Origin of the sequence: Flavobacterium sp. F52 (assembly GCF_000278705.1) — a bacterium.
Classification (GTDB): domain Bacteria; phylum Bacteroidota; class Bacteroidia; order Flavobacteriales; family Flavobacteriaceae; genus Flavobacterium; species Flavobacterium anhuiense.
Genome location: NZ_AKZQ01000019.1, coordinates 62,987 through 81,561, shown reverse-complemented (window position 1 = coordinate 81,561; position 18,575 = coordinate 62,987). Strand labels below are relative to the sequence as shown.

At 49.4% G+C, this 18,575-nt stretch carries 15 protein-coding genes; 5 read left to right on the top strand and 10 right to left on the bottom strand.

The window, feature by feature from the left end; genetic code table 11:
* Positions 1 to 103 precede the first annotated feature (103 nt).
* The 4 genes from FF52_RS05965 to FF52_RS23350 all read left to right on the top strand — a co-directional run bounded on the left by FF52_RS05965 (position 104) and on the right by FF52_RS23350 (position 5,050).
* On the top strand, positions 104 to 778 hold the full coding sequence (locus tag FF52_RS05965; RefSeq protein ID WP_008463807.1) for a response regulator transcription factor: 675 nt from the start codon (positions 104 to 106) through the stop codon (positions 776 to 778).
* A complete protein-coding gene (locus FF52_RS23355; protein ID WP_235023016.1) occupies positions 775 to 2,040 on the top strand; it encodes a sensor histidine kinase in 1,266 nt (421 codons plus the stop codon). The genes FF52_RS05965 and FF52_RS23355 overlap by 4 nt, the downstream gene beginning before the upstream one ends.
* Before the next feature lie 169 nt (positions 2,041 to 2,209).
* Positions 2,210 to 4,168, top strand: a complete 1,959-nt coding sequence (locus tag FF52_RS05950; RefSeq protein WP_008463802.1) for an LTA synthase family protein — start codon at positions 2,210 to 2,212, stop codon at positions 4,166 to 4,168.
* Between the two features lie 3 nt (positions 4,169 to 4,171).
* A complete protein-coding gene (locus FF52_RS23350; RefSeq protein WP_044047782.1) occupies positions 4,172 to 5,050 on the top strand; it encodes a diacylglycerol/lipid kinase family protein in 879 nt (292 codons plus the stop codon).
* Between the two features lie 86 nt (positions 5,051 to 5,136).
* Here the strand turns inward: FF52_RS23350 and FF52_RS05940 are convergent, their stop codons facing one another.
* The 10 genes from FF52_RS05940 to FF52_RS05900 form a co-directional block, all read right to left on the bottom strand.
* Positions 5,137 to 5,361 carry a hypothetical protein gene (locus FF52_RS05940; RefSeq protein WP_237718532.1) on the bottom strand — a complete coding sequence of 75 codons (225 nt, stop codon included), beginning with the start codon at positions 5,359 to 5,361 and terminating at the stop codon, positions 5,137 to 5,139.
* Between the two features lie 122 nt (positions 5,362 to 5,483).
* Positions 5,484 to 5,753 carry a hypothetical protein gene (locus FF52_RS05935; RefSeq protein WP_035690958.1) on the bottom strand — a complete coding sequence of 90 codons (270 nt, stop codon included), beginning with the start codon at positions 5,751 to 5,753 and terminating at the stop codon, positions 5,484 to 5,486.
* Between the two features lie 267 nt (positions 5,754 to 6,020).
* The gene (locus FF52_RS05930) at positions 6,021 to 8,084 is read right to left on the bottom strand and encodes a heavy metal translocating P-type ATPase (protein WP_008463797.1); all 2,064 of its coding nucleotides are present in this window, start codon (positions 8,082 to 8,084) and stop codon (positions 6,021 to 6,023) included.
* A gap of 81 nt (positions 8,085 to 8,165) precedes the next feature.
* Positions 8,166 to 8,624, bottom strand: a complete 459-nt coding sequence (locus FF52_RS05925; protein WP_008463795.1) for an MgtC/SapB family protein — start codon at positions 8,622 to 8,624, stop codon at positions 8,166 to 8,168.
* A gap of 25 nt (positions 8,625 to 8,649) precedes the next feature.
* A complete protein-coding gene (locus FF52_RS05920) occupies positions 8,650 to 9,531 on the bottom strand; it encodes a bestrophin family protein (protein WP_008463792.1) in 882 nt (293 codons plus the stop codon).
* 53 nt (positions 9,532 to 9,584) lie between these two features.
* Complete coding sequence (locus FF52_RS05915) at positions 9,585 to 10,001, bottom strand: Fur family transcriptional regulator (RefSeq protein ID WP_008463790.1); 417 nt, start codon at positions 9,999 to 10,001, stop codon at positions 9,585 to 9,587.
* Positions 10,002 to 10,285: 284 nt separating this feature from the next.
* Positions 10,286 to 11,575, bottom strand: a complete 1,290-nt coding sequence (locus tag FF52_RS05910; protein WP_008463789.1) for an efflux RND transporter periplasmic adaptor subunit — start codon at positions 11,573 to 11,575, stop codon at positions 10,286 to 10,288.
* 65 nt (positions 11,576 to 11,640) lie between these two features.
* Complete coding sequence (locus FF52_RS05905) at positions 11,641 to 15,957, bottom strand: CusA/CzcA family heavy metal efflux RND transporter (protein WP_035690955.1); 4,317 nt, start codon at positions 15,955 to 15,957, stop codon at positions 11,641 to 11,643.
* A 172-nt stretch (positions 15,958 to 16,129) separates the two neighbouring features.
* Positions 16,130 to 16,453, bottom strand: coding sequence for a DUF6660 family protein (locus FF52_RS24020; RefSeq protein WP_416371845.1), 324 nt, complete (start codon positions 16,451 to 16,453; stop codon positions 16,130 to 16,132).
* Positions 16,454 to 16,703: 250 nt separating this feature from the next.
* The gene (locus FF52_RS05900; protein ID WP_008463786.1) at positions 16,704 to 17,162 is read right to left on the bottom strand and encodes a GNAT family N-acetyltransferase; all 459 of its coding nucleotides are present in this window, start codon (positions 17,160 to 17,162) and stop codon (positions 16,704 to 16,706) included.
* A gap of 552 nt (positions 17,163 to 17,714) precedes the next feature.
* Here FF52_RS05900 and FF52_RS05895 point away from each other — a divergent pair.
* The gene (locus tag FF52_RS05895; protein ID WP_008463785.1) at positions 17,715 to 18,536 is read left to right on the top strand and encodes a helix-turn-helix domain-containing protein; all 822 of its coding nucleotides are present in this window, start codon (positions 17,715 to 17,717) and stop codon (positions 18,534 to 18,536) included.
* The last annotated feature ends 39 nt before the right edge of the window (positions 18,537 to 18,575 follow it).

The following is an 18,575-nucleotide window of genomic DNA, read 5'->3' as shown; positions in this document are numbered from 1 at the left end:
CCGCCGTTTAAAAAAAAATGATGCCCCGCAGCGCACATATTGCCATAAATTCTTAAATTTAGTGGGCATATGCACTGTCATGGGGCGGTAAGAAAATGGCATCATGAAAATTTTAATCATAGAAGACGAACAGGATATCGCTCAAAGCATACAGAGCTATTTCAAGGACAACGGCGTAAAATGCGAAACGGCGCACAATTATGTGCAGGCCATCCATAAGATCGACAATTATGACTACGACTGCATACTTCTTGATCTTGGCCTTCCCGACGGGGACGGTTTTGACATCCTCAGGGAGCTGCGAAGCAAAGACAAGACCGACGGGGTGATAATCATTTCGGCAAAAGAGACCCTGGAAACAAGGCTGGAAAGCTTCAGCCTTGGCGCCGACGACTACCTCACCAAACCCTTCCACCTTGCCGAACTGCTGGTAAGGATGCAGGCGCTGGTGCGCCGCAGGAACTTCAAGGGTAGCAACAGCGTGGTGTTCCAGGAGATCAGGATTGAAGTGTTCACCAAAACCGTGCTGGTCAATGGCCAAAAGCTCGAACTGACCAGAAAGGAGCTCAACCTTCTGCTGTTCCTGATCGGCAACAATGACAAGGTCCTCTCAAAGGCAGCCATCGCCGAGCACCTATCGGGCGACATGGCCGATATGCTCGACAGCCATGACTTCATATATGCGCACATCAAAAACCTCAAAAAGAAACTCGCCAAAGCCGGATCGGGCGACTACATTAAAACCGTTTACGGCGAAGGATACAAATGGGAAAAATGAATCGTAAAAAACTGCTCAGCAAAACCACGCGCGATTTTCTCGTGCTTGCCGCCGTCATCCTTCTAATCTGCGCTCCGATCTTCTACTTTGTCAGCCAGTGGCTTTTCATCTACGAAACCGAGGAGGTCCTCGTGCAGCATAAAAACGCATTCATTAACCAGTCCAGCCGCAATTTCACTCCCGAAGACATCAAGACCTGGAACAGGTACAACCTGCATTTCACCATTATGCCCGATATGGGCGTCACCAGGGATTCCATTGTGGGCACCGTGATCGAAGACTCGACAGCGGAAGAGAAGGAGCCGTTCCGCATCATATACGCCCCTGTGGAAATTGCCGGCAAAAAATACACCTATACCGAAAAGATCCACCTGCTGGAAATGGAAAGGATGGTTTTCACCATCGCAGGCATGTTCACCTTTATCCTTCTGGTGCTTTTCATCGGCATTGTATGGCTCTCCAAAAAGACGGCCTCCAAACGGTGGAAGCCCTTCTATGACACCCTGGACCAGATCCATGAATTTGAGATCGACAAGAACAAGCCCCCCCATTTCCTGGAGACTGACATCGACGAATTTGAACGCCTGAACAGAAGCCTTGAGGCACTGATCGAAAAAAATACGGCCATCTATAAAAGCCAGCGGGAGTTTGTCGAAAATGCGGCCCATGAGCTTCAGACCCCCCTGGCACTGTTCCAGAACAAGATCGACACCCTTTTCCAGATGAGGCTCGACAAGGACCAGACACGCGTGCTGGGAGCCTTGAGCAGGGATGTGGCAAAGCTCAACAGGCTCAACAAAAATCTGCTGCTGCTATCCAAAATAGAGCATGAGATCTATCTGGAAAAAACCTGCATCTCGGTCAATGGGCATATAGAAAAGCATCTGGACTTCTTTACCGAGCAGGCCGGCCAGAAATGGGTCGCCATCAATGTGCAGCTGTCCCAAAGGCTCGAAATAGAAGCCAACCCGGTCCTTGCCGAAATCCTGATCAACAACCTGGTGCTTAACGCCATCCGCCATAACCGCACCGAGGGAAATATCATAATCAGGACGCTGGACCGCGAGCTGATGGTCCTCAACACCGGAAAGGCCGAACCGCTTCCCATTGAGAAGCTCTTCGGGCGCTTTTTCAGCGGCGGCGCCTCGGCAAACGGCAGCGGGCTGGGTCTGGCCATCATCAGGAAGATAACCGAGATAAGCGGCTGGAAGATCTCCTACTCCTATTATAACGATTTCCACTGCTTCAGCGTAAAATTCTAGCGGCGGCACCTGATTGCGCAGGCAGTTTCCGCTCGGATGCGTCATAGGAGAACGGCAGGCCGCAATGCGCTTTTTTTTCATAAACAGGGCTATTATTTCTTAATAAAAACCAAAAATTCAGAATGACTACAACATTGCAATGTAAACTTTGCTGAGTTATTATTGAGTTATGGGTAAATTGTCTATCAGAACCGGCAGATACGCACTGCTGGTTCATTTTATTGCATGGTTTCTGCTGTTTTCGCAGCTGCTGCGCATCATCCTTTTTATCTGGCAGCATGGCCAGGTCTCGCAAAGCCTTTTTGATGTCATCCGCACGCTCCTTACAGGGCTTTTTTTTGATATCGGAACCATTGCGCTTATTTCTTATCCTGCCGTTCTCTACTATACCGTATTTGCGGGACGATGGACAGGCTCGCTGGCCGACAGGATCGTAATCTGGTTCTTTACGGCGCTGAATGTTTTCATACTGGTTTTCACCTTTCTGGCCGAAATCACCTTCTGGGAGGAATTCAGGACCCGCTTCAATTTTATTGCCGTGGACTACCTGATCTACACCTACGAGGTCATTGCCAATATACAGGAGTCCTATCCGCTGCCACTTCTCGTATCAGCTGTCGTGATAGTTACCGCACTTGTGCTTTTTGCCTTTTACAGATCAAGAGCCTTTGCCGCCGCATTCTCCCGCAACACGGACATAGTGAAGAGGGTTTCCATATTGCTGCTCTTCACGGCGGCGGCATCCTTTTATATCACTTTTATCTCCAGCAGCCAGGCAGAATGGTCCGCCAACCGTTACAATTCCGAAATTTCCAAATCGGGGATCTATTCCTTTTTTGCCGCTTTCCGCAATAACCAGATGAAGTACGAACAGTTTTACACCTCCATCGAAAATGACCGCGCGTTCAGAATCGTCAAATCAAAACTGGCAGACAGCACGGTATCCTTTGCCACCACAGGCTACTCGATCCACCGCAGCATAAAGGATGCCCAGTCGCCGCTGCAGCGCAGCAACGTTGTCTTTATCCTCATGGAAAGCTTCAGTGCGGATTTTATGGCAGAATTCGGAAACAGGCAGAACCTGACCCCTTTCCTGGACAGCCTTGCCCAGAAGAGCGTCTTTTTCACCAACATGTACGCCACCGGAACCAGAACCGTGCGCGGTATGGAGGCGCTGACACTGTGCATACCGCCAACCCCGGGACAGTCGATTGTCAAAAGGCCTGAAAACCAGGATCTCTACACCATCAGCAATGTCTTCAGTTCCAAGAACTATGACTGCAGCTTTTTTTACGGAGGTGACGGCTACTTCGACAACATGAACTCCTATTTCGGGGGCAACGGCTTCAGCATTTATGACCGAGGGCGCGGAAGCGTGCTCAGCGACCGCATCAGCACGGTGAGGCGCAATATCGCAGACAGCGAGGTCACCTTCGAGAATGCATGGGGAATCTGCGATGAGGATATTTTCAATAAAATGATTACCACTGCCGACCAGAAGCATAAGCAGGGAAAACCGTTCCTGAATTTCGTGATGACCACCTCCAACCACAGGCCGTACACCTATCCTTCGGGCCGGATAGACATCCCGTCCGGCACGGGACGCGAGGGCGCCGTCAAATATGCCGACTATGCCCTGAAAAGGCTCTTTGCAGAAGCGTCCAAAAAGCCCTGGTACAAGAATACCGTCTTCATCGTCGTTGCCGACCACTGCGCCAGCAGCGCCGGAAAGGATGAGATAGACATTGCCAACTACCATATCCCAGCCTTTGTCGTGAATATGCCCCAAACGGCCAGCCAAAAAGTGGACAAGCAGTGCTCGCAGATCGATCTCTGGCCTACCGTCTTTTCGATGTTCAAATGGCACTACGAATCCGATTTCTTCGGCAGGGACATCCTTGACCCCGATTTCGAGCAGCGTGCCTTCCTGGGGACTTACCGCAAGCTCGCGCTCATGAAAGGCAGCCGGGTCATGATACTCTCCGACCAGAAGAAGCAGGCTTTCTACAGCTGGAAAAAATCGGACAACAGCCTGAGCCCCCTTCCGATGGACAGGCCCTTTCTTGAGGAGACCATCGCATGGTACCAGACCGCCGATTACCTTTTTACAAACAAACTTTTAAAATAAGCGATGACCTATATACATTTCATAATAAATCCGGTCTCCGGAGCAGGACGGCACAGCATGCCCGATTTTTACATCAGGCAGTTTTTTCCCTCTGACCGGTATAAGATCAGGACAGACTACACCATGAGCAGAAAGCACGCGCTTGTCCTCACGCAGAAGGCCCTCGAGCATAATCCCGACATTATCGTCGCCTGCGGAGGCGACGGAACCGTAAATGAGGTGGCTTCCTGCCTGATCGGCACCGATGTGAAGCTGGGAATCATCCCGCTGGGGTCGGGAAACGGCCTGGCCTCGCATCTGAACATACCGCATGAGATCGGAAAATCCCTTGAAGTGATCAGGGAAGGAAGGAAAATAAGAATAGATGCGGGAAGGATCAACCAGCATTATTTTTTCAGCAACACCGGCATCGGCATCGACGCCATGATCATCAGAAAGTACGAGCATTCCGGAAAAAGGATGCTTTTTGCCTATGTAAAGGCCGCAGTTGCGGCAGCCTTTGAGTACAGGGCACAGCCGGCCATCGTTTCTTTTGATGACAGGGTGATTCCCATCAGGCCTTTTATCGTTTTTGTTTCCAATTCCAATGAAATGGGCTATAATATGACCCTTACCCCCGATGCGATGCTGACCGACGGAAAACTTGACCTGGTGCTCATTCCCGAGCTTTCCTTTTTCGAAAAGATAGCCCTTGGATACCGCATCCTGACCCGTTCGGTGAGCAGATTCAAAAAGGCACAGCACCATCTGGTGCAGAGCCTGCAGATCGAAATGCCAATGAAGATCTTCACCGACGCGCAGATCGACGGGGAGCATTATAAATTAAGGACCAACATCTGCCGGATTTCGGCAGAGCCTGCCGCACTCAGCGTGCTGGTCTGAAAGCTTAATTAGGCTTTTCCGGAACTGCCTTCCCTTCGGGGAAGGCTCTCCGGAAATAAAGGCTTCCGCCCTTGATCCTATCAGCTTCATTTGGCAAGCCTGCATCGGTCGGTCTCAAAATCCAGAAGGATCATCTTCTGGTCATCCAGAAAAATCAGCATATCCAGAACCGCCGCCTGGTTCTGCTTTTCGTCTTCCTGCCCATCTCTTGGAAATAAAAGCGCGGAAAGCTCTTCGAGAGCAAAATCCCTCTCCGGGTTGTCCTTGAGGACGGCCAGAATTGCATTGGAGATATTTGAATACTTTTTCATCATTTTTTTATTTTGCCGCAGGGGTCTTTATTTTTTTAAGAATATAAAATGAACCGCAGGCCCTTTGAAAAGCCTGCGGTTCTGAATCAACAATCGCCTTTTATAAGTTTTTTTTATCTATTTCACTTCGGGGATGCAGGAAGGCGTCCGGCGCCTTCATTGGTCAGTTTCCCGTTGGCCTGCTCATGCGGCCTGTCCTGCACGTGGTACAGGATGAAATGTCTTGCCCTTGCAAAAATTCCAAGAACAATAATAAGTCCCAGTATTGCCAGTATAATCGTTTTTCCGATATTGACAGCCGAATATCTGTTCTTTTTTCTAACCGGCCTGCCCTTCTGTCCCCTGGAGGTCTTCTGTATGTTGGGATAGTATTTCTTCTTTCGTTTTTTCATTTCGCATAAAATTCGATTCCAGGCACTATACCAGCAGATACGGCAATGCATTACCATGGACTGCCGGTAAAACTGCACGTTTGATATTTCTGCCTGAGCGTTTGCGCCAGGCGTTTCTGATGGTTGGCATCTTTGGATAAGGCACAGAAAATTCCCTGCCGTCCACGCCAGATGGCTATCCGATAGGCGGATACCATTTGGCCGGCAGCTGAATGATGGCATTAAATCTTTTGGATTTAAGCCTTTAGGATTTCTGCATTATCCAATTTAGAATTTCATTTTCTGGATGCGCACGGCATTCAGAATCGCAATAAGCGATACGCCCACATCGGCAAATACGGCTTCCCACATCGTGGCCAGTCCGCCTGCTCCGAGAACCAGCACTACGCCCTTCACTACGAAAGCAAGCGTGATGTTCTGCCATACGATTTTCTTGGTCTGTCTGCCGATATTGATGGCCATTGGTATTTTTGAAGGCTTGTCATCCTGTATCACGACATCGGCCGTTTCGATGGTCGCATCGCTTCCCAGCCCGCCCATTGCGATGCCCGCATCGCTGAGCGCCACAACAGGCGCATCGTTCACTCCGTCACCGACAAAGGCCACCGTTCCGTACTGCGCCTTGATCTCCTTCACCTTGTTTACCTTGTCCTCAGGAAGCAGGTCGCCGTAGGCATTGTCAATGCCCAATTTGTCGGCTACAAATTTCACCACGCTTCCCTTGTCCCCGCTGAGCATCGTGGCTTTGATATTGAGCTTGTGCAGCAGGTCGATGGTCAGCTGCGAGTCTTCCTTGATGCTGTCCGCTATGGTGATATACCCGACATATTTCCCGCCGTAGCCCACCGCGATGGTCGTGTATACGATCGAAGCCGGATCCACATCATAGGCAACGCCGAACTTGTCCATCAGCTTGAAGTTTCCGGCAAGAAGCTCCTTTCCTCCGATTGACGCCTTCAGTCCGTGCCCTGCAATTTCTTCGGTCCCTTCCAGCTTTATCGAACTGTCGACTTCCCCCACATATTCGTGGATTGCCGTGGCAACAGGGTGCGAGCTCTGGCTCTCCACCGCATTGACCATTTTCAGGATCTGGTCCTTATCGAACTCCGGCTTGAAGACAGTCTCCTGCACCTTGAACACCCCTTCTGTCATCGTTCCGGTCTTGTCCATCACCACGTTCTGGATCGAGGCCATCACGTCAAGGAAATTGCTCCCTTTGAACAGTATCCCGTTGCGGCTGGCCGCGCCGATTCCTCCGAAATAGCCAAGGGGAATGGAAATGACAAGAGCGCATGGGCAGGATATCACCAGAAAGACAAGGGCCCTGTAGAGCCAGCTGCTGAAATCATAACTGTCCACGAAGAAATATGGGACAAGACAGATTCCGATAGCCAGGAAAACCACGATAGGCGTATAGATCTTGGCAAACCTGCGGATGAACAGCTCTGTCGGCGCCTTCTGCGAAGTCGCATTCTGGACAAGCTCCAGTATTCGGCTGAGCTTGCTGTCGGTAAAGGCTGCGGTGACTTTCACCTGCGCCGCAACATTCAGATTGATCATTCCCGCCAGGACCGCCTCACCTTTCGATTTGGTGTCCGGCTTGCTTTCCCCGGTAAGCGCGGCCGTATTGAATGAGGCGCTCTCGGTCAGAAGCTCGCCGTCAAGCCCAAGCTTTTCCCCCGGCTTTAGCTGGATGATGTCCCCGATCTGCGCCTGCTCGGCTTTGATGGTTTTGGCCTTTCCGTCTGAAATGACCGTCACTTCATCGGGCCTCTGGTCCAGAAGGCTTTTGATGTTGCGCTGCGCCCTTGACACGGCAAGGGTCTGGAATACCTCCCCTACGGCGTAAAAAAGCATTACCGCCACCCCTTCCGGATATTCCTTAATGATGAAGGCGCCCACCGTGGCTATGCTCATAAGAAGGAATTCGGAGAATATCTCCCCTTTGGTGATGCTCTTGAAGGCATCCCTGATAACCGGAAATCCGACGATCAGATAGGCCGCGAGATACCATGCGAATCGGATGGTCCCGGAAAACCACGGCATCTTGATCCAGTTGTCAAACGAGATGGCAAGAAGCAGCAGCGCCAGGGAAATTATCGAAGGAAGGAACATCTTAAACGCTCCTCCTTCCGCGGTGCTGTGGTTATGCCCGTCGTCATCGCTGTGCCCATGGTCATGGCCGTCATCCCTGCTGTGCGCATGGCTGTGGCCGTCATCGGCTGTGTGCCCCTTCAGGAGCTCCTTTGCGCCGGCGTTCACATACACCTTCTCGGTCTGCGTGCAGCAGATCTGTTTCCCGTCTTTATCGTATTTATGTTTGTGTTCCATGATATATAATTTATAAGGTTAAAAAATTCGGCACCAATCTGCTCTGAGCGTCCAGGTGCCGATAAAAGGCAGTCCATTGGTTTAGTTAGTCCTTTTTTTACTCTTAATTAATCTATCGACCAGTCTTCTGTACCATGAAAAATGGTTTATGCTGAAAATCAGCAGTATGATGAGTGTCGCCGAAACGGCAATTACCAGCATATCCAATGCCACGGCCATTCCCACCGCCGATGTGGTCCAAAGGCCCGCGGCGGTTGTGATGCCTTTGGGCAGATTGCGCTGGTCCCTGAAGATTATGCCCGCCCCTATGAATCCCAGCCCGGTCGCGATGGCGGCAAGCATCCTGGCTACAGCCGACACATCTTCGGTAAGATGCGCCGCAATGGAGACAAACAGGCAGGAAGCCGCACAGATGCAGGCAAAGGTCCTCAGCCCCGTGTTCTGCTGCTCCCTTTCCCTTTCCAAGCCAATGATCCCGCCCAGGAAAGCGGCCAGAACCAGTTTGGCAGACATATAAAGTTCAAGCTGGATATCCATCATATAAGATCTTTAGAAAATGCATCCCCTACATCTCGTAGTACAGCGTATTTTTAGGCTTCTGCGGAATATCCTTCGCCCCGGTCATCTCAAGCAGGTTGATCTCAATGGTCTGTGCCAGCGAGGTCATGGGAGTATCCACCGGCGTGTTCTCAAAGGGATCCTGCATAATGATTGCCGTGGTTTCTATTGCAATGAACAGCAGCGGAATCAGTATGGTCATCAGCACTTCCACCACCAGCTGGGAATCCTCGAGCCCAAAGGGAAGTATGGCCGCAAACACATAGATAAGGGTGTGCACCAGCAGGCTGTATGACTTTGGAAAAACAGTATTTTTGATCCGTTCGCATTTTCCCATGTGGTCGCAGAGGCGCGAAATGGTTTCATTGAGCTGCACGGTCTTGAAATCCGTTATAATGCCCTTATGCTCCATTTCGGCAACATCCTGCGAATGCCTGTCCAGCAGCGCATTGGGAATATTTGCCCCCGCCACGTTATGGAATTTCAGGTAGGCTTCCACCTTTGGGCTGAAGGGCTGGCGGCGCAGCGCCTCCCCAAGGGCATACACCCAGATGATCTGCCTTTCGGCAAACTGCTCTGAAAAATGCCTGTTTTCTTTCGAAGCGGACTGCATGACCTGTCTGATAAGGGTGCGCGAATCGTTTACGATCGCCCCCCATACCATTCTGGCTTCCCACCATCTCTCATAGGACTGCGCCGTCCTGAAGGCCAGCAGCAGCGAAACTGCGGTTCCCACCAGTGCGGGGATGCTCAGGGGAAGCGACACTTTCCTGAACACCGGAAGCATATCCAGCATCCCGATAGCCGCGGCAAAAATGACAATGAGAATGATCTGGGATCTGATTTCCCTGACAAAGTACAGCACTGATATTTTACGGTTTAGAAGCATATTTTAAAATTAAGATTTTACATTTATCCTTTGTTCCCATTATATGATCTGAATTATTTCGCAGTCAGGCATTTCTCGCAGATTCCTTTGGCCAGAATCTGGATCTCATCGATCTGAAGGCTGCCCGAGAGGCTTTCCGGAAGCATGATCTCTTCGCGGCAGGTAGTCTGCCCGCACCTCCTGCAGTAGAAATGGAGATGCCTGTCATTATGCTCTTCCTCTTCGCATGAATCGGCGCATAAGCGGTACCTGGCCTGGCTGTCGTCCATAATCTTATGCACGAGCCCTTTTTCCAGAAATGTCTGAAGCGTCCTGTAGATGGTCACCTTATCGGCCTTGTGGAAATACTTCTCGATCTCCGCAAGCGATAATGCCGCCGTGAGGGTTTCCATATACTCGTAGATCAGAATGCGCATCGTGGTAGGCCGTATGCTTTTGCCGTTAAAGGCTTCTTCTGTCGTTTTCTTCATATAATTTTTACATTAAAAATAAAACCGGCAACAAGACCTATCTGTTAGGCAGTTACAGTAAATTTACGAAGCTTATTCTTAATTTCCGCGTTCGCAGCTTACTTTTTTAGCAGGCAGATACTTCATAATCGGCCTTTATTGCCGGCATATTTTAAATTAATGCAGGTTTTCCTGTCCGAGACCATGAAATGGAGATTAAAGGGGGTGAATCCCTATTTCCATGGCTTAATCACAGGCAAACACTTACTGTCGGACAGGAACCTGCATTAAATCCTTAGTGTCTCTTAATGTTCGTGGCCTCCGGAATTGCTCAGTTTGGCATTTACGAAAAAGGTTCCCTTGGTCACGATCCTGCTTCCCGCAGGTATTTCCTTCACGGGCGTAACTGCCGTATATCCCACTTCCGAAACTCCTTTAGTCACTTCCACTTTTTCAAAGTTCATGCTTGCCGCATCGATTTTCTTTTCCTCTGCAGGACTGTGCTTTTCGCCCTCTTCGGTGCCTCCTTCAGCTTCCGCCTCCTCATGCTCCTCAGGTTTCTTGTCCGTTTTCACAAAGATGTAGAACTTCCCGTCCGCCTCAGCAATGGCATCATTTGGCACTGCAGCCGTAAGGGCTGTGCCTACGCCTACAAGCGCTGTGACGTTCATTCCGTCGATAAGCCCTGCCTTATTGCCCGTCACGGTGCAGTGCACCGCAACGCTCTTGCTCTGGTTCTCAAAAGAAGAGCCGATATTGAAAACCTTTGCCGTGTAGGTTGCCTCAGGGTTATTGGTCAGGCTGAAGCTTACGTTCTGCCCCACCTTTACCTTGGGAAGATCCTTCTCGAAAACCTGAAGGTCAAGATGGATCAGCTGGTTGTCCACTATCTCCACAACAGGAGATGAAACGTCAACATAGCTTCCGATCTTCGCAAATTCGGCGCTTACCGTGCCGGTAACCGGACTGGTAACCGTCAGTGCCGCCCTTAGGTTCGCCGGGGTGATGCTTCCGGGATTTATTCCCATCAGCTGGATCTGTTTGGCAAGCGAAGCTTTGCGTGCGCGCAGCGCATTTACCTCCGCAGTGGCATTCTGAAGATTCTTCAGGGCTCCGGCATTGCCCGCCTGAAGGTCTTTCTGGCGCTGCAGCTCCTGTTCCGCATTGGTGATGCGGCTGTTGATGGTGATGTACTCCTCCTGCTGCTGCACGAACTGGGGATTCTCGATTGTTGCGATCACCTGGCCCTTGCGCACCTGGTCGCCCAGCTGCACTTTAAGGGTCTGGATAACCCCTCCGTACAGAGATGTTGCATTGGCCTTGTTATTGTTGGGAACCCTTAAGGCGCCGTTTACTTTAATCGATGCAGTCAGGTTCTTGTTCTCAATGGTTCCGAGCTGAACCCCTACCGATTTCATCTGCTCCTGGGTCAGCACCGCAATTGTGGCAGCCTCCCCGTCGCTGTGTCCCTCCTCTTTCGCTCCCTCGGCCTTTTCAGTTTTGGCTCCGCTTTCGCTTTCGCCGCTTTTTTGTCCGCAGCCTGCCAGTGATAAAATTGCGGCCGCCGCGATTAATAATTGAATTTTGACTTTCATGAATGCTCTATATTTAGATTTATCCTGCGGAAGGGCTCTGCCTCTCCCGCAGGCTGTTATATTATTTATTTATTGTTGAAATAATCAAACTGCACCGCAGACAGGTTGTACTGGTTCAGCACATCAAGATAATTCTGGCGTATTCCCACGGCCTGGGTCAGAAACTGTCCAAGCTCGGCAAAGCTGATTTCCCCTGAGCGGTAGCTCAGCGTGGAAGCTTTGATGATATCTTCCGCCTGCTTAAGCCCTGAAGTCTCGTAGAAGTTCAGCAGGGCAAGGTTTTTCTCAATTTCCGCAGCCGATGAATTCTTCTGGGTCGCCAGCAGCTGGGTCTGATAGGCAAGATTCTTTTCCTGCACTTCCTTCTCGGCCTTTGCCGCCTTTACCTTGTTATGCGCCGATACGGCTCCGAAAAGCGGGAAAGATGCAGTGGCAGAAAACCCCGTGTATGGATCGTTAAGCCCATAAAGCTTCTGGCTGAAGACCCTTCCGGAAAGCTCAGGCATATTGCTGTTTCTCATTACCGAAACATTTGAAGATGCAATCTTCACATTCTGCTCCTGCAGGGTAAGCAGAGGATGCTTCCCGCCGCTTTCGGTGAAGCTCACTTCCGCCTTACCAAGCGGGGCTTCCACAGGAAGCAGCCATTCGTTAAGGTTCATAAGCATCATCAGCTGCTGCTGCTGCACGGTCATGTCTTTCTTGTTCTGCTCTGAAAAAGCTTTCAATTCCAGAAGCTTGGCCTCTGCGGCAATCCTGTCCAGCTGAGCCACATCCCCGGCCTTCAGGCGCACCTCCGCAGTTTTTGCCAGCTGGGTATAGATGCTGTCCAGACGCTGGTACAAAAGCTGCTTGTCCTGAAGGTACCAAAGCTTGTAATAGGCGGTGCGCACATCCCTTTTGATGGTGGCGTTTAAAAGCACCGTATTGAGCTGGCTGTACTGGAGCTGGTTTTTGAAATAGCTTTTTCTCGCGGCATAAAGCCCCGGCCATGCAAAACTCTGCGAGATACCGATTTTCAGAATCCCTGTCCTGTCAGACGGCCTCAAATCCTCGTTCTCTGCGAAGACCCCCGTTTTAGGGATGTCTACGGCTGTCTTTACATTCAGCCCGGCAGCCTGGATTTCGGATTTGTTGATATCCAGCTGCTGATTGCTCTGCAGGGCGGTTTCCACAGCCTTCTCGATCGGGATGCGCTGCTGCGCATTTGCAGATCCCAGACCTGCAATGAAAAGGACAATGATGGCAGTTGTATTTCTCAATTTAAATTTTCCTTTAAAGTCAAACTTTGTATTAAAAATGATATAAAGAAGGGGAAGAACGAAAAGCGTAAGGAACGTTGCGGTTACCAGACCTCCGATTACAACGGTGGCAAGCGGCTTCTGCACCTCGGCGCCAGCGCTGCTGCTGATGGCCATCGGCAGGAATCCCAATGAAGCCACCATCGCGGTCATAAGCACCGGACGAAGCCTTGTGATGGTTCCTTCCTTCACCCTTTCAAAAATGTTGTCCATACCCTCTTTTTCAAGCTGGTTGAATGTTCCGATAAGCACGATTCCATTTAGAACCGCCACCCCGAATAATGCGATAAATCCGATTCCGGCACTGATGCTGAAAGGCATGCCCCTAAGCATAAGGGCAAATATGCCCCCAATGGCGCTCATTGGAATCGCAGTGAAGATCAGCGTAGCCTGCTTGAAGGAACGGAACGTAAAATAAAGCAGACCGAAAATCAGAAGAAGCGACACCGGCACGGCAATCATAAGCCTTGCGCTGGCTGCCTGAAGATTTTCAAACTGTCCTCCATAGGTGAAATAGTATCCCGGCGGCAGCTTCACTTTTTCAGCCAGCTTTTTCTGGATGTCCTGCACTACGCTCTGGACATCACGTCCAGCCACATTAAATCCGATTACAATCCTTCTTTTCCCCGCTTCCCTGCTGATCTGCGCAGGTCCAAGCTTATAGTCGATTTTTGCCACCTGGGACAGAGGCACCTGAACCCCTGTGCTGGTAGGGATCATAAGGTTGCTCACATCGTCTATGCTGCTTCTGTGAACGCTGTCAAGGCGCACCACAAGGTCGAAACGTCGCTCATTTTCATAAACCTGTCCGGTGCTCTTTCCTGCGAATGCCGTGCTGACAACGTCATTCACATCCTCTATGGTAAGCCCGTAATTGGCAATTCTGGTCCTGTCATATTCGATATTGATCTGCGGAAGGCCGCTCACCCTTTCAATCTGCGGAGAAGTCGCTCCGGGAACGCTCTGGATCACCTGCCCCACTTCTTTGGCGTACTGCGAAAGCGTGTCCAGGTTCTCACCGAAAATTTTCACGGCAACGTCCTGTCTGATACCCGTCATAAGCTCATTGAAACGCATCTGGATCGGCTGGTTCTTCTCAAAGAACACTCCCGGAATCACTTCGAGCTTCTCCATTATGGCCTCTGCAAGTTCCGTGTAGCTCCTTCCCGACTTCCATTCCTTCTGCGGCTTTAGAACCACCATAAGATCGGTAGCCTCAGGAGGCATAGGATCTGTAGGGACCTCTGCGGCTCCCGTCTTTCCAACCACCATTTTAACCTCGTCAAACTGCTTGATGATTCTTGAAGCCTGCATCGAGGTCTCAATGCTCTGGTTCAGCGAACTTCCCTGAGGCAGGATGCAGTGGAAAGCATAATCGCCCTCCTGCAGCTGCGGGATGAATTCTCCTCCCATTCTTGTAAAGCAGAATACGGCAATAAGGAATATGGCAACCGTTACGCCGACCACGGCATACTTGATCTCGATCACTTTAGCAAGCAGCGGCTGGTAGATATTCTGGATTCTGTTCATCATCTTATCGCTGAAAGTCTCCTTGTGCTGCGGCTTTTTGGACAAGAAAAGCGCGCACATCATCGGGATGTAGGTCAGAGACAGTATCAGGGCTCCAAAGATTGCGAATCCTACCGTCTGAGCCATCGGACGGAACATTTTCCCCTCAACGCCCACAAGGGTAAGAATCGGGATATATACAATTAAAATGATAATTTCCCCGAAGGCAGCACTGGTACGTATTTTGGATGCCGACTCGAAAACTTCCTCGTCCATCTCATCCTGGGTAAGATTATTGAGCGACTTGCGCATGGCTAGATGATGGAGCGTTGCCTCCACAACAATTACCGCACCGTCGACAATAAGGCCAAAATCGATGGCACCCAGTGACATCAGATTGGCGCTTACGCCAAAGACATTCATCAGTCCAAGCGCGAAAAGCATGGCAAGAGGAATCGCTGATGCCACAATAAGCCCTGCGCGGAAATTCCCCAGGAACAGCACCAGCACGAATATCACGATCAATGCACCTTCAACAAGGTTCTTCTCTACGGTGCTGATGGCACGTCCCACAAGATCCGTACGGTCAAGGTATGGCTCGATAACGACGTCGTCCGGCAGCGATTTCTGGATGGTCGGCAGCTTCTCTTTGATGCGCTTCACCACCTCGTTGCTGTTTTCGCCCTTAAGCATCATCACCACGCCTCCGACTGCATCTACCTGCCCGTTATAGGTCAGGGCACCGTATCTCACAGCTTTTCCGAAGCGCACCTCGGCAACATCGCTTACATAAATTGGCGCGGCTCCAGTATTCTTAACCACGATATTTCTTACATCATCAAGAGAGGTAACAAGACCGATTCCCCTGATGAAATAGGCGTTTGGCTTCTTGTCAATATAAGCTCCTCCGGTATTCTGGTTGTTTTTCTGAAGTGCCGTAAAGATATCCGGGATGCTCACCCCCATAGCTTTCAGCCTGTCAGGGTTCACGGCTACCTCATACTGCTTGAGCTCCCCTCCAAAGCTGTTCACTTCGGCAATCCCCGGGGTTCCGTACAGCTGCCTTGCCACAATCCAGTCCTGCATCGTGCGCAGGTCTTTGGCATTGTATTTATTTTCGCTTCCTTTTTTAGGATGGATGATGTACTGGTATACCTCGCCGAGACCGGTGCTCACAGGAGCCATCTCAGGAGTTCCTATCCCCTGCGGGATCCGGTCTGTTGCCTCCTTCAGCCTTTCGCTGATGAGCTGTCTGGCAAAATAGATGTCCGTTTCTTCATCGAACACAACTGTGATGACAGAAAGCCCGAATCTCGATATGCTTCGGATTTCCTGGATCTTCGGCACAGTGGCAATGCTCTGTTCAATGGGAAAGGTTACCAGCTGCTCCACTTCCTGTCCTGCAAGCGTAGGGCAGGTCGTAAAAATCTGAACCTGATTGTTTGTGATGTCAGGAACGGCATCTATGGGCAGTTTCGTTGCGCTCCAGGCGCCCCATAATATGAGAACCAAAGTCATTAACCCAATAATGATTTTGTTTTTTATGCTGAATTTAATTATACTATCTAACACTATGCATTTAATTTTAACGTTTAGAAAATAGTCTGTCCGCCCATGCAGAAATGGGGACATTGAAAAGCGCGCGCAGGCATCCCGAATGGATACGGAAAATCAAATGCATGCTGGGCAGGACCGTTAAGGCCTGACAAAAATCACTTCACGTGATAAGCGCAATCCGAAAAATCTAAACGACAAATTTAGGGGGCTGCCAGATGCTGCCCGTATAGGTTGAATTTACCTGGCAGTCCTTAATGACAGTATTCTTGGAACTGATAGGCTGCTGGGGAAGATTAAGGTCCGGCATCTTAAAGCTGAACTTTATTACCGAAACGCTGCAGCAGGAGCACTGGCAGAATGGCGAGCAGTGGTCGTCATTATCACTGCTGTGGTTATGGGACAGCTCTTTCTGCGCAGTTTTAGAGGAAATACAGCTATTGTATACGTCACTGCACGGAACCGCAAGCAGCCCTAGAATGTAAAGTAATAATATTGTTGTTTTCCATCTCATGGGACAAATGTAAAAAATAGTTTATGCAATCCGATTGCAAAGTGATACGCTGCATTGCAATTTGGAAACCTGCCCTCCGCAGTAAAGCGGGATTGCAGGCAGGCGTTTGGCTCCTTCATATTTTTATGCTATACAAAGTAACAACCTGATTTTGTAGACATTCTGAATTTTTGTACGATCAGCTGAAAAAACTTGTTTTTTTTGCATCCAATTAATGAAGAAATAACTGCGCAGGCCTCCCATGCAGCAATTATAGGTGAAGCTTCATGCCTTCATGGGTCGGCATAAAGCCCAGGCTCTCGTAAAACTTCACGGCCTCAGGCCTTTTCTTGTCTGTGGTCAGCTGGACCAGATGCGCCCCTTTCTGCTTTGAAAGCTCTATTGCCCATTGGAACATAAGTTTTCCGAATCCCTTTCCGCGGTCTTCCCGCCTTATCCTGACCGCCTCAATCTGCGCCCTTACTCCCCCCTGATAGGTGAGATACTGGATATAGCTCAGCTGCATGGTTCCCACCAGATCGCCTTCCAAATTAGTGACGGCGATAAGTTCCTGAGAGGGATCGGCATCGATTTTCTCGAACGCACTTATGTAGGCCTCAGGTAAAGGAAGCTGGAAATCCTCCCTGCCCTGCCCAAGGGCATCATCCGCCAGAAGTCGGATGATTTGGGGCAGATCCGCTGCCTCAGCAGTTTTAAATAGTAAATCCATTATATTGGTTTGATTGAAATTTTAAGCTCATATGTTATTCGTTAAGCGCCACGTTTCTTCTTAATTTTCTGTTCCATTTTTCCCGGGAGAATGATAAGCTTCTCAGAATTGCGCATTATTTCAGCTTTTAAAGATTTCGATTCCAATATCTTTCCGCAATTGCAGCCGCTGCAGTTGCGAATCAATGGAAGATAATCCATATCTTTAAGCGCAGTTCAATAATTTTCTTCCAATATTTCCATTTACGGCTTCAAATGTAAAGATACAATATTTTATTTCTCAGCTTGGATCCGCAAAGCCGTCCATGCAGACCTGAAAAAAGATAGCAATAGCAATCACCCGCAAAAGAATGCCGTGCATTTTTGATTTTACATATAATTAACGAAATTTGCATTCGCGATTCCCATCGAATCGTAATTAATCAACGCAAAAGGCAATAAGCAGCTGCAATTCAAGCGTAACCTTAATCTGGATTTGGTGCCGGAAGGATCAATTTCGCTGAATTAAAGAGAGGCACAACTGGCCGCAGGAAACGCAGCGCCATCAGAAAAAATGCAGATCAAAATAGATACGATAGAAGCCCGTCAGAAGGATAAGCTCAATAGCTGTGCAAATTACCAGATACTGCTGCTGCGGGAGGGCTCATCTTATGAAATTGATTTTAGAAAGTTCCAATCTGCCGCATACTCCATTTTGTTTTTAACACCCTACCAGCATGTAGCATGGCATGAAAATACTCCGCAAAAAATGATGCGCCTGCAGTTTCATGGAGACTTCTACTGTATCGAATACCATAAGAAGGAGGTTGCCTGCAATGGTCTTCTTTTCAATAACATATACCTGCATCCCTATGTTGAAATGAGTCATGCGGCCTTTACGGAAATTGAAGAAATTTCAAATAAAATCAGCTCCGAGCTCAAAGGAATGAATTCCGACTTTTCGGAATCTGTCATTAAAGCCTACCTTCAGGTTATCCTGGCTTTATCCAGCAAAGAAAAAAAACAGCAGATTTCATCCCAAAGCCAGGGTACTTCCAGAATGGACGAAGGGCTGAATTTCCAGCAGCTCCTGGAAGAGAATTTCCTTGCGGAAAGATCCGTCCAATTCTATGCAGAAAAGCTTAATCTGACCGCTGAGAACTTCAGTAAAAAAATTAAATCGCACCTGGGCAAGCCGCCTTCGGGCTTTATATATGACCGCATTGTGCTTGAATCCAAGAAACTGCTTCATTTAACCCATATGTCAATAAAAGAGATATCGGCAGATCTCCATTTTCAGGACGAGCATTACTTCAGCAGGTTTTTTAAAAAGCATGTCGGAATCTCGCCTTCCGATTACAGAAACACTACCGGAATTTCCATAGCGGCAAAATAGTGCACGGAATTTCCCAATTCGTCCATTTCTTTGAAACAA

Bases quoted from the DNA above. Each gene is read 5' to 3' on its own strand.
- FF52_RS05930 (WP_008463797.1), bottom strand. From the start codon at position 8,084: ATGGAACACAAACATAAATACGATAAAGACGGGAAACAGATCTGCTGC.
- FF52_RS05935 (WP_035690958.1), bottom strand. From the start codon at position 5,753: ATGAAAAAACGAAAGAAGAAATACTATCCCAACATACAGAAGACCTCC.
- FF52_RS23350 (WP_044047782.1), top strand. From the start codon at position 4,172: ATGACCTATATACATTTCATAATAAATCCGGTCTCCGGAGCAGGACGG.
- FF52_RS05965 (WP_008463807.1), top strand. From the start codon at position 104: ATGAAAATTTTAATCATAGAAGACGAACAGGATATCGCTCAAAGCATA.
- FF52_RS23355 (WP_235023016.1), top strand. From the start codon at position 775: ATGAATCGTAAAAAACTGCTCAGCAAAACCACGCGCGATTTTCTCGTG.
- FF52_RS05915 (WP_008463790.1), bottom strand. From the start codon at position 10,001: ATGAAGAAAACGACAGAAGAAGCCTTTAACGGCAAAAGCATACGGCCT.
- FF52_RS05950 (WP_008463802.1), top strand. From the start codon at position 2,210: ATGGGTAAATTGTCTATCAGAACCGGCAGATACGCACTGCTGGTTCAT.
- FF52_RS24020 (WP_416371845.1), bottom strand. From the start codon at position 16,453: ATGAGATGGAAAACAACAATATTATTACTTTACATTCTAGGGCTGCTT.
- FF52_RS05895 (WP_008463785.1), top strand. From the start codon at position 17,715: ATGCAGATCAAAATAGATACGATAGAAGCCCGTCAGAAGGATAAGCTC.
- FF52_RS05920 (WP_008463792.1), bottom strand. From the start codon at position 9,531: ATGCTTCTAAACCGTAAAATATCAGTGCTGTACTTTGTCAGGGAAATC.
- FF52_RS05925 (WP_008463795.1), bottom strand. From the start codon at position 8,624: ATGATGGATATCCAGCTTGAACTTTATATGTCTGCCAAACTGGTTCTG.
- FF52_RS05940 (WP_237718532.1), bottom strand. From the start codon at position 5,361: ATGAAAAAGTATTCAAATATCTCCAATGCAATTCTGGCCGTCCTCAAG.
- FF52_RS05900 (WP_008463786.1), bottom strand. From the start codon at position 17,162: ATGGATTTACTATTTAAAACTGCTGAGGCAGCGGATCTGCCCCAAATC.
- FF52_RS05910 (WP_008463789.1), bottom strand. From the start codon at position 11,575: ATGAAAGTCAAAATTCAATTATTAATCGCGGCGGCCGCAATTTTATCA.